At 59.2% G+C, this 13,304-nt stretch carries 10 protein-coding genes; 5 read left to right on the top strand and 5 right to left on the bottom strand.

The features are described from left to right. Window positions 1-17: 17 nt before the first annotated feature. The 3 genes from BK659_RS27980 to BK659_RS11245 all read right to left on the bottom strand — a co-directional run bounded on the left by BK659_RS27980 (window position 18) and on the right by BK659_RS11245 (window position 4,392). A complete protein-coding gene (locus BK659_RS27980; protein WP_259740243.1) occupies window positions 18-653 on the bottom strand; it encodes a hypothetical protein in 636 nt (211 codons plus the stop codon). 590 nt (window positions 654-1,243) lie between these two features. Beyond that, entirely contained in the window at window positions 1,244-3,766 is a 2,523-nt protein-coding gene (locus BK659_RS11250; protein ID WP_123425133.1) for a TcfC E-set like domain-containing protein, read from the bottom strand. A 122-nt stretch (window positions 3,767-3,888) separates the two neighbouring features. Then, window positions 3,889-4,392, bottom strand: a complete 504-nt coding sequence (locus tag BK659_RS11245; protein WP_259740242.1) for a CS1 type fimbrial major subunit — start codon at window positions 4,390-4,392, stop codon at window positions 3,889-3,891. 520 nt (window positions 4,393-4,912) lie between these two features. Between BK659_RS11245 and BK659_RS11240 the strand changes: the two genes are divergently transcribed. Further along, window positions 4,913-5,491 (top strand): PadR family transcriptional regulator, encoded by a 579-nt coding sequence (locus BK659_RS11240; RefSeq protein ID WP_123425131.1) that lies wholly within the window; start codon window positions 4,913-4,915, stop codon window positions 5,489-5,491. After that, window positions 5,488-6,273 carry a siderophore-interacting protein gene (locus BK659_RS11235; RefSeq protein ID WP_123425130.1) on the top strand — a complete coding sequence of 262 codons (786 nt, stop codon included), beginning with the start codon at window positions 5,488-5,490 and terminating at the stop codon, window positions 6,271-6,273. Before BK659_RS11240 ends, BK659_RS11235 begins: the two co-directional genes overlap by 4 nt. A 195-nt stretch (window positions 6,274-6,468) precedes the next feature. Here BK659_RS11235 and BK659_RS11230 read toward each other — a convergent pair whose 3' ends face one another. Continuing rightward, window positions 6,469-7,122 carry a Pr6Pr family membrane protein gene (locus tag BK659_RS11230; RefSeq protein WP_123425129.1) on the bottom strand — a complete coding sequence of 218 codons (654 nt, stop codon included), beginning with the start codon at window positions 7,120-7,122 and terminating at the stop codon, window positions 6,469-6,471. Window positions 7,123-7,131: 9 nt separating this feature from the next. Further along, window positions 7,132-7,362, bottom strand: a complete 231-nt coding sequence (locus BK659_RS11225; protein ID WP_123425128.1) for a VF530 family protein — start codon at window positions 7,360-7,362, stop codon at window positions 7,132-7,134. A gap of 460 nt (window positions 7,363-7,822) precedes the next feature. Between BK659_RS11225 and BK659_RS11220 the strand changes: the two genes are divergently transcribed. From BK659_RS11220 to BK659_RS11210, 3 genes are all read left to right on the top strand, one after another. Further along, complete coding sequence (locus BK659_RS11220; RefSeq protein ID WP_123425127.1) at window positions 7,823-9,205, top strand: carbohydrate porin; 1,383 nt, start codon at window positions 7,823-7,825, stop codon at window positions 9,203-9,205. A gap of 212 nt (window positions 9,206-9,417) precedes the next feature. Further along, window positions 9,418-11,829 carry a glucose/quinate/shikimate family membrane-bound PQQ-dependent dehydrogenase gene (locus BK659_RS11215; protein ID WP_123425126.1) on the top strand — a complete coding sequence of 804 codons (2,412 nt, stop codon included), beginning with the start codon at window positions 9,418-9,420 and terminating at the stop codon, window positions 11,827-11,829. A 405-nt stretch (window positions 11,830-12,234) separates the two neighbouring features. Beyond that, window positions 12,235-12,606 carry a DUF6124 family protein gene (locus BK659_RS11210; protein ID WP_123425125.1) on the top strand — a complete coding sequence of 124 codons (372 nt, stop codon included), beginning with the start codon at window positions 12,235-12,237 and terminating at the stop codon, window positions 12,604-12,606. Window positions 12,607-13,304: the final 698 nt, after the last annotated feature.

Raw genomic sequence — 13,304 nt, 5'->3', positions numbered from 1 at the left:
GCCAATGTGAATACGGCTTAAACTTCCGAATCCCAGATCACCGTGACGGTGCCGGAGTATTTTTTAGCGACGCCCGTCAACATCTCTTCGACCTTTTCCCTGGCAATCTCGAAGTGCAGGGTTCCCGGTTTGCGTTCGACATAAAAACCGGGTTGAAACAGTTCAGTGCCGCTGCCGTCGAGCAACAATGGACGCCGGTTGACCGGTTGACCGGTGGCGTCCGTCAGGCCATTGGGCAGGCTGACGCTGATGTTCAGCGGCACGAAGTGCCCGGAGAGCGGCTCATGCAACGAGCAGGTTTTGCCGTCCTGGCTGTACTGGCATTCGAGCTGCATCTTGAAGCGCGACGAGGCCGAGATGTTGAAGGTCTGGTCACGGAACAGCCGCGCAGGTTTACGCCCCTGATTCAACCAGGCTTGCCAGCCGCCCTGGGGGACCAGTTCCACCCGGTTACCACCGGGGGGCACTTCGACTTTCAGTGCGTGTTGCACCTCGAGGGTGAAGTTGAAGGTCAATGTGTCTTCGTCAGAGATTACAACATCGCCGAAATCGAAATCCCTCCCCGGCCCCATCGTATAGTTGAGGGTGCCGGTGTATTCCCCGGAGGACATACTCAACGGATTGGGAGTCTTCAGCGCGTAAGAGTAATCCATGCTAGCGAATGCAAAACGTGTAGCGTCCCGAATAGGCTTCACACCGCAAGCACCCGCACCTTCAGGGACTAGCCAGAAGAAGCGTAAATTGACCCCCCCGCCCGAGGAGAGCCCGGAGGCAACACACGGGGCGGACACATTCGTAAAACCTCTCCATGGCCAAACGTCGATACCTGGACGCGTCACTGTCGCTTGACCAATCCCTGATATACGCATCTGCACGGTTTCCACTTCACCCGTGCGGGTATGGGTGACTGGCACATCCCGCCATTCGGAGGGTACCTTGAACATTGCCCCGTCCCGAGGGTTTGCATGATTAGCGTAAATCACCGGAACACCCGGCCCCAGGTCCGGTGACGACCCGCCGATAGGCGCTTGAATGGAAAAATATCCGTGATTTTGACAAATAGTATGGCCAAAGCCGGCACAAAACCCGCTGACCGGTGTGGTATTGACGAACTCGTTCTTGAGCACGTTCGCCGGATCAGGTGTAAACACCGCCGTGATGTGCTGGGTCAGCGCATGGGCCGACGGTGCGAACACCGCACACAACAATCCGGCCAAGTAATTTTTTACATCACTATTCATCATCAACCTGCCGATCCGGCGGTGAGGGTGGTATCTGCCAAAGTGTCCGGCGCGCAACGCAAATCACCGATCATCAGCACATTGTTTTCATTACGCGCATTGGCCGTATCGAGTCGGAACTGGCACAGCAATTGATCGCCACGCCGCACTTCAAGCGTCGGCGAGCCGGCGTTCATTTCCATGGAGAAGAAGCCATCCACTTCACTCACGCCACGGCTGGCGTGGTTGATGAGGTGATGGCCCTTGAGTGGCTTACCCTGAGGATCGACCAGGCGACCGAGCACGGTCAGGGTTTTGCTGACGGTGATCTTGCGGTAGTCCACGCCGCCCTTGTTCAGGTGATAGCCGGTGCGTGCCGGTTGAATGGTCGCCGCCGGCGGGTGGTTGCCCTCGAAGTCGAAACTCACCGAACTGCTTTTGTAAGCGGTGATCGGGATGAAGTTGCGCCCCGGCCGCAAGCTCGTGCTGCCACCACTCAAGTCGTCGGCGCGCAGGGCGATTTCATCGAGGTCGGATTCGACGTCGATGATCATCCCGGCACCACTGCCTTGATGCTGGCTGGTCATGACGATTTTCTGGCCACCCACGGCAACGGTACTGTCCAGGTTCAAGCCGCCGGTGAGGTTGCCGTTGAAGGAGGAACGCTGGACAAAGGCGTCGCCATTGATCGCCTCGGTCTGGAAGTTGCTCATACCGGACAGCCCGACGCCGTAGGTGTCGGTGATCGCGGTGGCCGAGACGCTTTGCAGTAAATGGCCTTGCAGGTCTTTGCGGTAGGTGACCGAAGCATTGTTATCGCGACCGCCGTCACGGGAGGTGCGTGTACCGATGCTGCCGGATATCTGCTCACCCGGCCCGCCGAGGGCCAGGCTGACGTTCAGGTCGACCCCGCGATTGCGCGCGTCGCCACTGCTGAAGGAGCCGGGTCGATCGAACACCGAGAAGCGCCAGTTGGCATCGCTGCCGAACAGGTTGCCGCGCTGGGTCCAGCCCAGATCCAGGCCCACGCCTTCGGTGTTGCCATCGCTGTGGGAGACCCGTGCATTGACCGAGCTTTTACTGCTGACCCGGTGATTCACCGATAACGACGAATTGCTGGTCTGGCCGATAAACACATTGCGCTGGCGCACGCGTGTACCGTCGGGCAGGGTTTCGAAAGTATTGGTGGTGTCCAGCCAACTGCGGTTATGGGTCGCGAACACGCTGCCGGCGCCATAGTTGTACATGGCTTGCAGATCGAGGCCGGTGCCGTGATTTTCGGTTTTATAAAGGTTGGCGTAGAGGCTGGTGTTGTCGGCCAGCGTCCAGTCGACCGACGAGCCGTATTGCAGCGCATCCCGCACCTGGCGGCCCGAAAGCCCGAGGATGACCCGTGGATGCAGCAGGTAGTTGACGGCAGCACCGGCCGTCATTTCGCCGTAAGCCTGATCATCCCAGTTACTCAACAGCTTGCTTTCCTGCCCGGCGAACAGGTTGTAACGCCAGCGCTCATCGTGGTTGCGCCAGTTGCTGGGCTTGTACACCAGCTCCTGGGTCGTGGAGGTGATTTGACCGTCTTCGATCAACCGCACTTCCACTTCGTAGATACCACCGGGCAAGGGCCGGGTATCCAGGGTTTGCAAACCGGCATCGACCGGTTGGGTATTGATCAGCACGCCATTGCGGAAAATCTCCACCGAGGCCTGACGGTTGGCGGTGACATAGATCGGGTAGACGCTGGGCTTGGCGCTGTTGATCGCCAGGCTGTCGGAACTGCCGTACATGGCGCCCACCGCCGTGTCCGGGCTGGCACCGAACGAGCGCAACTGACGGCTCAGACCTTCGGAGTTGGGGGTGAAATAGCCCAGGCGCAGAAAGCTGCCCTCCAGCTCACGTTGGCTGTAGAGCTCGTGCACAGCATGATAGAGCTTGTCATCCGGCCCGCCGAGGCGAGCCAGTTGCATGTTCAGGCTCTGGGTCCAGTTGCCCAGGCTGCCACTGGCCTCCAAACCATAACGCCCGCCCAGGTCCTGATCCTGGCCGCCGTTGAGGTTCAATTGGTTACGCACGATCAAGCCGCTGCTGCCGTCTTCGGGCAACGCGTAATAACGCTTGGTTTCAGTGTCGCGCTCGGCGTTTTCAGTGACGATCGATACCAGGGAATTGGCGAGGTTGTAATGCACGGCCAGCATCTGCTCCGGACAACTGCCTTTGCAGGCGCCAAGGGCCACGCTTTTTTGTAAGTAAGCGCTCCAGATTTCACGCTCGCTGGCCTTGAAGTTACTGTCACTGGTATCGGTAAAGTCGAGCAGGGTGATGCGATCATCGCGGGTTAATACGATCATCGCCTCCCCGAGAAACTGTTGATCAAGTTCCACCCGAACGGCCAACGGCACATCGAAGAAATGCTCTTCGAAGTCCGCCGGCAAACCTTTGGCCTGGGCGAGCAAACTTCGGGGGGTTGTGCCGTTATTAGTGGGCGCAGCCAAGGCATTGGCACAAATAAAAAGTGCGAGCGCAGCCGCGATGGGAGTCATCGGGAACATGAACGAAATACTCTAAGTATGTACGGTCGACACAGTAAAAGTCCGGTCGACAGGAGGTTATTGGCCTGCCGACCGGCGAGGGATGCCTGATGAGATTTGCGCTCACCGGGCATCAAGGAACATCAAGGTGTTGTAAGTACTGCATCGAAGCGCATGGCGACCTTACCGGTATAATCACCCGGCTTATAGCCACCGGTGGCTGGCTTAGTAGGAGCAACGACCAGTTCGACACGCTTGCCTGGAGTGGACTCGGACTCGCCGACTACTTCCACTGCCGTAGAAGTGTTCAGTACCTTGCCGTTGAATGTCACTGTCAAAGGGATCTTATCGGCCGCTACACCGTTGCCCAGGTAGGCTTCCTCTTCAAGCATGGCCGCAATCGAGCCAGCGGCGTGTTTGGTGTCGAATTGTGCACGCAAAGTGCTTAACTCATCGGTGACCTGGTTGTGGACCAGCCGTTGATCGTCGACGATCAAGCTTGGCTCCACTGGCTTCACATGGAATTGCACGGTTGGAATCGATGCAATCATATTAATGGAGTGACGCTCTTCACCTTCTGCAAAAGCCATGGAAGAACTCAGCGCCAGAACAGTCAGAGGAGCAGCGATTGCGATTTTCTTGAACATCATTTGATACCTGTCTTTTTAATAAGGTTTGGCTCATCGAAAGTTAAAACAAACCGAAGGTCCCTAACGCTCCCTGATAGCGTTTTGTCTTAACTTTCAACGCCGGCAAATGATCGGGGAATCCCTATGGAAAGTAAGCAGGAAAAATCCTGCGACTCTGTAGGTTAGATCGCCGCAAGCATAGAGAGATAAAATACGAAATATCAAAAAAACCGTTAGCAACTGTAAGATCCAGACCACAGACAGAAAAGCTTAGAAAAACAATACAGGACACCAGACAATGCGTTGTCCGTAATACCAATGCCTAATAACCAGCAAATAAAGGCCCGAACCAAACTATTAGAGAGTTAACACTAATTTTTTAAGGCTTGACTGGATTAAAACCATCATTTTTTCGATATTGAATTGTCCGACAATTGTACGAATAAATTTCTTGCCTTCTCCCACGCCTGCGCCTGACCGTTGTCTTTTGTAAAGATATATCTTAAGTTGTATCTAAACACGACGAGAGAACGCAGAAATGAGAGACCATCATTCCCACCGTGACCACAGCGAAGGCCGCGACGGCTTCGAAAAACGCCCAGGCCCCAGCCGCGAACGCGGTGGTCGTGGCCCGCGGGTGTTCGCCCCCGGCGACTTGAAATTGCTGTTGCTGGCGCTGATCGCCGAACAGCCGTGCCACGGCTACGACCTGATCCGCCAGATCGAAAGCATGTTCGACGGCGCCTACTGCCCCAGCCCCGGCGTGATCTACCCGACGCTGACCTTTCTTGAAGAAAGCGAAATGATCCTCGGCGACGCCGAGGGCGGGAAAAAACGCTACAGCATCACCGACGCCGGACGTCTGTCACTAAGCGAACAGGCGATCGCCCTGGATGGCGTGCGCATGCGTATCGAAGTCAGCAAGCGCTCGTTGCGCGGCCAGGATCGACCCGCCGAAATTCACGAAGCGGTGCACAACCTCCGTCATGCCCTGCAAATGCATCACGGACGCTGGAGCCCGGAAGAAATCCTGCGGGTGCGCGACTTGCTCAACAACACCGCCAAAGCCATCGTCGATGGCCCTGTCGTTCAACCTGTTCAGGAGAAGGCCGAATGACTGAAGTCATCGTGCAAACCATTCACCGTGTCAGCCACGAGCTCAAGCGCCGTCGTCTGGAAGTGCTGCGGGTGCTCGACCTGACCCCGCGCATGCGCCGGATCACCCTCGGCGGAGCGGAGCTGGCCGGTTTTGTCAGCCTCGGAACCGACGACCACGTAAAGCTGTTTTTCCCGCAAACCGCAGCGGAACACGCAACACTGGAAACCCTGGTGCTGGGCGCCGGCAAAGACCACGGGCCGCTGCCTGCGATGCGCGACTACACGCCACGCCGTTACAACCTGGACACGCTGGAGCTGGACATCGACTTCGTCCTGCACGGCGATGGCCCTGCCGCCACCTGGGCGGCGCAGGCCACACCCGGCCAGTTCCTGCACATCGGCGGGCCACGGGGATCGATGATCGTGCCGGACGTCTTCGACAGTTATCTGCTGATCGGCGACGAAACCGCCCTGCCCGCCATCGCCCGCCGCCTCGAAGGCCTGGCGGCCAACCGGCGCGCACTGGTGGTGGTGGAAATCGAGAACGGCGCTGAACAGCAAGTCCTCGAAAGCCAGGCAGAGGTCAAGGTGATCTGGGTCTTGCGCGAAGCGGGTCAGAACCACCTGCTGACCACCGTGCAACAGCTGCCAATGCCGAGCGGCGATTTGTATGCGTGGATCGCGACGGAATCCAAAGTCTCACGGCAGATCCGCCGCGTGCTGCTGGACGAGAAGGGTTTGAGTCAAGATCAGGTGAAGGCCGTGGGTTATTGGAAATTGGACGAAAGCGACGAAGACTGATCACCTGCCGGTGTTCGACACCCCGTAGCAGCTGTCGAGCCCGCGAGGCTGCGTTCGAGGACGAAGTCCTCGCAAATCCTGGGTATGCGGTTTACCTGAAAAAACACGGTGCCTGATTTTACGACCGCTCTGCGGCCGAACGCAGCCTCGCGGGCTCGACAGCTGCTACGGGAGTCAGAACGCAAAGATGTGTCGTTACTTATGTCCGCGCCACCGATCCAGCCCAACCACCACCAGCGCAATCAGCACAAACCCCAGCAATATCCCGCAGGCATTGATGAACACCTGTGGATAACCGAGCTTTTCGACATCGATGAAAGGATAGGGATAGAGCCCCAGCGAGTGCCCGCGCAGCAAGGCATAAGCGAAATACACCACCGGGTAAATCGCCCACAAGCCGATGTGGCTCAGGCGCAAGGTGCCCTTGGGCACGCACCGCCACCAATACAGCAGAAACAGCAACGGCATGACGTCATGCAGCAGCTCGTCGGCGATGAACTGCCAGCCCTGCGGGTGCCATAAATGCCGCAACAACAGGCTGTACGCCAGGCCGACCAGCGTAATACTCACGGCGATCCCACTGCTGACCCACGGCTGTAAAAAAAACGTACGGCCCTTCGACTCGCGTGAAGTCACGGCGCAGGTCAGCACCGTCGCCACCAGCGTATTGGTCAGGACCGTAAAGTAACTGAAATAACTCATCAGCCCACCCAGCTGGCTGGCGCTGACACTCCAGCGGCCGTAAAACACCAGGTACAACTGAATGCTCAATCCCAGCCAGCCAAGCACGGCGGCCGAGTGGGCAAAACGTCTCATGACGGGCGACAGTCGAGTCGGCTCGGCGGGCATCTATATTCCTTAGAGCGGACGTTTGGTACGCATCAACTTTACATAGAGCTTTTCGACTTTCTCGCGGGCCCACGGGGTTTTGCGCAGAAAGGTCAGACTCGACTTGATACTCGGATCACTCTTGAAGCAACGAATGTCGATGCGCTCGGCCAGCCCCGACCATTCGTAGTGTTCAACCAGCGCGTTGAGGATCTGTTCCAGGGTCACGCCGTGCAGCGGGTTGGTGTTCTGTTCGGTCATGCCAGGCCTTTGAACGAAGAAAGTAAAGGAAGCCGCGCACCATAGCCGAGGGTGCTGTCCGGTGGAAGGACCTTCGGCAAAGGTGTTTGTCGGATACCGGGTTAACTGTAGGTCCCCCGTAGCAGCTGTCGAGCCTGCGAGGTTGCGTTCGGCTGCGAAGCAGTCGTTGAATCAGACAGCGCGTTCTTCCAGATAAAACGTGGACCCAGGATTTGCGAGGACTTCGTCCTCGAACGCAGCCTCGCAGGCTCGACAGCTGCTACGGGCGTAGGACAGCAAGATGCTTATGCGTTATTCACACTGTTACCAAATCCGAAATGATCCATGTCAAGAAAAGCCCTTTCTCTCTGTGTAACAGATCATTATCCTTGCGCCCCTAAAGCTGAAACGCTTCACCTGCCCGACTCACCCTCGCAGCGTTCAGCGCTCTCCCCCCTAAAAGACCAAGAATTCCTTCTCTATGCCCGACATTCAGACTTTGCGAGACAGCGCTGTCCGCCCTACTGTTGCTGCCCGAAAAGCCATAACCCTGATCGGTGGACTCAGCGCACTGAGTCTTGCCGCCTGCGCTCAGGCTGCCCCTGCGTTCGATAGCGACTCACCGTGGATGCTCGGCGACTGGAACGGCACACGCACCCAACTCGCGGAAAAAGGCTACGACTTCAAGCTCGACTACACCGGCGAGATGGGCAGCAACCTGCACGGCGGCTACGACCACGATCGCACCGCGCGCTACAGCGACCAGTTCGGCCTCGGTACGCACCTGGACCTGCAAAAGATCCTCGGCTGGCACGACGCTGAATTTCAGCTGACCATCACCGAACGCAGCGGCAACAACATCAGCAACGACCGGATCAACGATCCGCGTGTCGGCGGTTTCACTTCGGCCCAGGAAGTCTGGGGCCGTGGCCAGACCACCCGGCTGACGCAGATGTGGTATCAGCAGAAATTCTTCGATCAGAAACTCGACATCAAAGCCGGCCGCTTTGGTGAAGGCGAAGACTTCAACAGCTTTCCCTGCGACTTCCAGAACCTGGCGTTCTGCGGCTCTCAGGTTGGTAACTGGGCCGGTGGCATCTGGTACAACTGGCCGGTCAGCCAATGGGCGCTGCGGGTCAAATATCACCTGACGCCTGAGCTCTACGCCCAAATCGGCGCCTATGAACAGAACCCGTCGAACCTGGATCGCGACAACGGCTTCAAGCTCAGCGGCAGCGGCACCCAAGGCACGGTGCTGCCGGTGGAGTTGGTCTGGACGCCAAAACTCAATGGTCTGCCGGGCGAATACCGCGCCGGTTACTACTACAGCAGCGCCAAGGCCACCGACGTCTACAAGGACAGCAACGGTCAGCCGGCGGCCCTGAGTGGCGAGGCGTATCGCAGCGCATCGAGCAAGCACGGCGTCTGGCTGGGCGTGCAGCAACAACTGACCAGCCGCGCCAGCGATAACTCGCGGGGCTTGAGTGTGTTTGCCAACGGCACGATGCACGACAAAAAGACCAACGCCGTCGACAACTATGTCCAGGCCGGCGTCGTCTACAAAGGCCTGTTCGATGCCCGCAGCCAGGACGATATCGGCTTCGCCCTGGCCCGGGTTCACGTCAACCCGGCCTACCGCAAGAACGCCGAGGCGACCAACCAGGCGCACGCGGTCTTCGACTTCAACGACCCGTCCTTTTTGCCGCCGCAAGACACCGAATACAGCGCCGAACTCTATTACGGCGTGCATGTGACCAACTGGCTGACCGTGCGCCCGAACCTGCAATACATCCGCCATCCGGGGGGTGTAAATGAGGTCGATGACGCGCTGATCGGCGGGATCAAAATCCAGTCGTCGTTCTAACTAACGCTACAAAACCTGTGGGAGCGAGCTTGCTCGCGATGGCTGCGTAACATTCAGCATGGATGTCGACTGACATACCGCTATCGCGAGCAAGCTCGCTCCCACATGGATTGCATCTACCGAATCCTTATTAACTGAAACCTGCCCATGCCTGATCGTCATCTACAGTGAACAGGCGCGGGACTACTTAAAACGTCACGGAGAACCACACTATGAGCACTGATGGTGCTTTGAGTCGAAGCCGTCTGCTACCGAGCCTGCTCGGTATCGTGCTTCTGCTAATGGGCCTGGCCTTGCTGGCCGGGGGGATCAAGCTGAGCATGCTCGGCGGCTCGCTGTACTACCTGCTGGCCGGTATCGGCCTGGCGCTGACCGGGATTTTGCTGCTGGCCACGCGCCGTGCGGCGCTCGGCCTGTACGCAATGGTACTGTTCGCCAGTACGGTATGGTCGCTGTGGGAAGTCGGCCTCGACTGGTGGCAACTGGTGCCACGTCTGTCGTTGTGGTTCGCCCTTGGCGTGGTCCTGCTGTTGCCGTGGTTCCGCCGTCCGTTGCTGCGTGACGGCGCCGCTCCACTGGGTACCGCTGCGCTGAGCGTGGCCGTGGTCCTGGCCGGCGCCACCGCCGTTGCCAGCCAGTTCACCCACCCGGGTGAGATCATGGGCGAGTTGGGCCGCGACACTGCCGACATGACCAGCACCGCGCCAGCCATGCCCGAAGGCGAATGGCAGTCCTATGGCCGCACCGAATTCGGCGACCGCTACTCGCCGCTGAAGCAGATCACCCCGGCCAACGTCGGCAAGCTGCAGGAAGCCTGGCGCATCCGCACCGGCGACCTGCCGACCGCCGACGATCCGGTGGAGCTGACCAACGAGAACACTCCGCTGAAGGTCAACGGCATGCTCTATGCCTGCACCGCCCACAGCAAGGTGCTGGCGCTGGACCCGGACACCGGCAAGGAACTCTGGCGCTTCGACCCGCAGATCAAGAGCCCGGTGGGCTTCAAGGGCTTTGCCCACATGACCTGCCGTGGCGTTTCTTACTACGACGAGAACGCCTACGCCAAGGCTGACAACGCTTCGGCCGCAGTCATCTCCGAGGCTGGCAAAGCCGTTGCCCAAGCCTGCCCGCGTCGTCTCTACCTGCCCACCGCCGATGCTCGCCTGATCGCACTGAACGCCGACACCGGCAAGGTCTGCGAAAGCTTCGGCGATCACGGCGTGGTTGACCTGACCCAAGGTATCGGCCCGTTCACCCCCGGTGGCTACTACGCCACCTCGCCGGCGGCGATCACCCGTGATCTGGTGATCATGGGCGGTCACGTCACCGACAACGAGTCGACCAACGAGCCGTCCGGCGTGATCCGCGCCTTCGACATCCGCGACGGTCACCTGGTGTGGAACTGGGACAGCGGCAACCCTGAGGCGACCGAGCCTTTGGCACCGGGCAAGGTCTATACCCGCAACTCGCCGAACATGTGGTCGCTGGCCAGCGTCGACGAGAAACTCGGCATGGTTTACCTGCCGCTGGGCAACCAGATGCCTGACCAGTGGGGTGCCGACCGCACACCGGGCGCAGAAAAATTCAGCGCCGGCATGGTTGCCCTGGACCTGGCCACCGGCAAGGTCCGCTGGAACTTCCAGTTCACCCACCACGACCTGTGGGACATGGACGTCGGCAGCCAGCCGACCCTGCTCGACCTGAAAACCGCCGACGGTATCAAGCCGGCGCTGATCGCACCGACCAAACAGGGCAGCCTGTATGTGCTCGACCGTCGCGACGGTAAGCCGATCGTGCCGATTCGTGAAGTTCCGGCACCACAAGGTGCGGTCACCGGCGACCATACCGCACCGACCCAGGCGCGCTCGGACCTCAACCTGCTCGGCCCGGATCTGACCGAAAAAGCCATGTGGGGCGCCAGCCCGTTCGACCAGATGCTCTGCCGCATCCAGTTCAAACAACTGCGCTACGAAGGCCAGTACACCCCGCCATCGTTGCAGGGCAGCCTGATCTATCCGGGTAACGTCGGTGTGTTCAACTGGGGCAGCGTGTCGCTCGACCCGGTTCGCCAGATGCTGTTCACCAGCCCGAACTACATGGCGTTCGTCTCCAAACTGATCCCGCAGGCTGAAGTGGCTGCCGGGAGCAAGCGCGAGAGCGAGACCTCGGGCATCCAACCCAACACCGGCGCACCGTACGCGGTGACCATGCACCCGTTCATGTCGCCATTCGGCGTACCGTGCCAGGCTCCAGCCTGGGGCTATGTCGCCGGTATCGACCTGACCACCAACAAAGTGGTGTGGAAGCGCAAAAACGGCACCAGCCGCGACAGCTCGCCGCTGCCTATCGGCCTGCCAATCGGCGTGCCAAGCATGGGCGGCTCGATCGTCACTGCCGGCGGCGTCGGCTTCCTCAGCGGCACCCTGGACCAGTACCTGCGCGCCTATGACGTCAACAACGGCAAGGAACTGTGGAAGTCGCGCCTACCGGCCGGCGGCCAAGCCACACCGATGACCTACACCGGCAAGGACGGCAAACAGTACGTGCTGCTGGTGGTTGGCGGTCATGGTTCGCTGGGGACCAAGATGGGCGACTATGTGATCGCTTACAAACTGTCGGAATAAGCGTTAACCGCAGTTAAAAAGAAGGCGACTACTGTGAGGTAGTCGCCTTTTTTGTGGGCCACAGATGACAGATGCAACACCGTTCCGTTGTGAGGGGGCTTGCCCTAATGCCTGTCAGTTAAGCGAACACAAGGTTCGAAACAGCAAAGATTAAATGTGGGAGCGAGCTTGCTCGCGATAGCGGTGTAACAGTAAACATTGATGCCGAATGTAAAACCGTCATCGCGAGCAAGCTCGCTCCCACAGGTTGTGTGTTTATCCCATGAGTAGGACTCAGAGAAGCGTCCGACATGGTTTTCAGGTTGTCGGTGGGAAGCCGCATCACTAGTCTTGGGTGGTCGCTGCCCATTCAGCGACCGGGTTTGACCGTCCGAGCACACTCTAGGCGCACTTAGGAGCGTCACCATGGACAAAGTCACCCCCGATTCCCCTGAAACCCCAAGCACTTCCCCGTACGCTTCCACCGACTCCAGAAAACTCCACGACGCCGCCGAGCGCGCACTGGATCATCACCTCAAACCGCCCTTCCCCCAAGCCAACCTGCCCGATAAACGTCCCTCCAACATCTTCACGGTGCTCCCCGACCTGGACAACGAAACCCTGCTGGCTCACGCCTCGGAAACACTCGCCTCGGTCAATGTACTGGCCAGCGACCTGGCGTTCGAACTCGAAGGCACACGCCGACATGTAGCGCTGGCAATTCAGCAAATGATCTCGTTGGGGGAACTGTTGGTGAATCGAGCGCTGGATAGTTTCGATCAGCCAGAGGCGCCGTAACACCGCACGGTGGGCGGGTCGCCCGTCCCGTCCCACCGTTTTAATTGATGTACATCAGCCTCCAAAGCCGCACACGCCCCCAACCACTCAGGCCGGCTGTCAGGCCGCCAAGATCAAAAGATCGCAGCCTTCGGCAGCTCCTACGGGGATTCCCACCCACAATGCAGTGACGCGCGCCCAGCACTCAGGCCGGCTGTCAGGCCGCCAGGGTCAAAAGATCGCAGCCTTCGGCAGCTCCGGGTATCACCCACCATCAATGAAGTGACACGCCCCAACCACTCAGGCCGGCCGGTAGGCCGCCGTGCTGTTGCTGTTGATCTTGATCCACCCGCCCCTTTGGGAGGCCGAGTGGAGGTGTTCATCAGGGGGGTGGCGCGCAGCGCCGTACGGCGCAGCCGGACACATCGAGAGGAGGTCGTCGCGAAGCAGACCGTAGGCGATGCCCCCTGATGGACACCGGAGCGAGGGAACGCCGAGCCTAGGCGAGGTGCCGGACACTTGGGGCGAAGCCTTTTGCTTACTTTTCGGCGTCTGGAAAAGTGAGGCGCCGTAAGGGCGAAACCCTAAGTGGCCGTTACCGCAGGAATGGATATGTACACCTGCAAGAGATGGGTCGGTTGCCAGGCCGCCATCGCGAGCAGGCTCGCTCCCACAGTTTTGATTGGTGTACATCTGCGAAAGATAGGCCGGCTGTCAGG

Origin of the sequence: Pseudomonas brassicacearum (assembly GCF_003732225.1) — a bacterium.
GTDB classification, from domain to species: Bacteria; Pseudomonadota; Gammaproteobacteria; order Pseudomonadales; family Pseudomonadaceae; genus Aquipseudomonas; species Aquipseudomonas brassicacearum_E.
This window is presented reverse-complemented; position numbering and strand designations above follow the sequence as displayed.

Coding starts and splice junctions, on each gene's coding strand:
- BK659_RS27980 (WP_259740243.1), bottom strand. CDS start 653: ATGGATTACTCTTACGCGCTGAAGACTCCCAATCCGTTGAGTATGTCC.
- BK659_RS11250 (WP_123425133.1), bottom strand. CDS start 3,766: ATGTTCCCGATGACTCCCATCGCGGCTGCGCTCGCACTTTTTATTTGT.
- BK659_RS11245 (WP_259740242.1), bottom strand. CDS start 4,392: ATGTTCAAGAAAATCGCAATCGCTGCTCCTCTGACTGTTCTGGCGCTG.
- BK659_RS11240 (WP_123425131.1), top strand. CDS start 4,913: ATGAGAGACCATCATTCCCACCGTGACCACAGCGAAGGCCGCGACGGC.
- BK659_RS11235 (WP_123425130.1), top strand. CDS start 5,488: ATGACTGAAGTCATCGTGCAAACCATTCACCGTGTCAGCCACGAGCTC.
- BK659_RS11230 (WP_123425129.1), bottom strand. CDS start 7,122: ATGCCCGCCGAGCCGACTCGACTGTCGCCCGTCATGAGACGTTTTGCC.
- BK659_RS11225 (WP_123425128.1), bottom strand. CDS start 7,362: ATGACCGAACAGAACACCAACCCGCTGCACGGCGTGACCCTGGAACAG.
- BK659_RS11220 (WP_123425127.1), top strand. CDS start 7,823: ATGCCCGACATTCAGACTTTGCGAGACAGCGCTGTCCGCCCTACTGTT.
- BK659_RS11215 (WP_123425126.1), top strand. CDS start 9,418: ATGAGCACTGATGGTGCTTTGAGTCGAAGCCGTCTGCTACCGAGCCTG.
- BK659_RS11210 (WP_123425125.1), top strand. CDS start 12,235: ATGGACAAAGTCACCCCCGATTCCCCTGAAACCCCAAGCACTTCCCCG.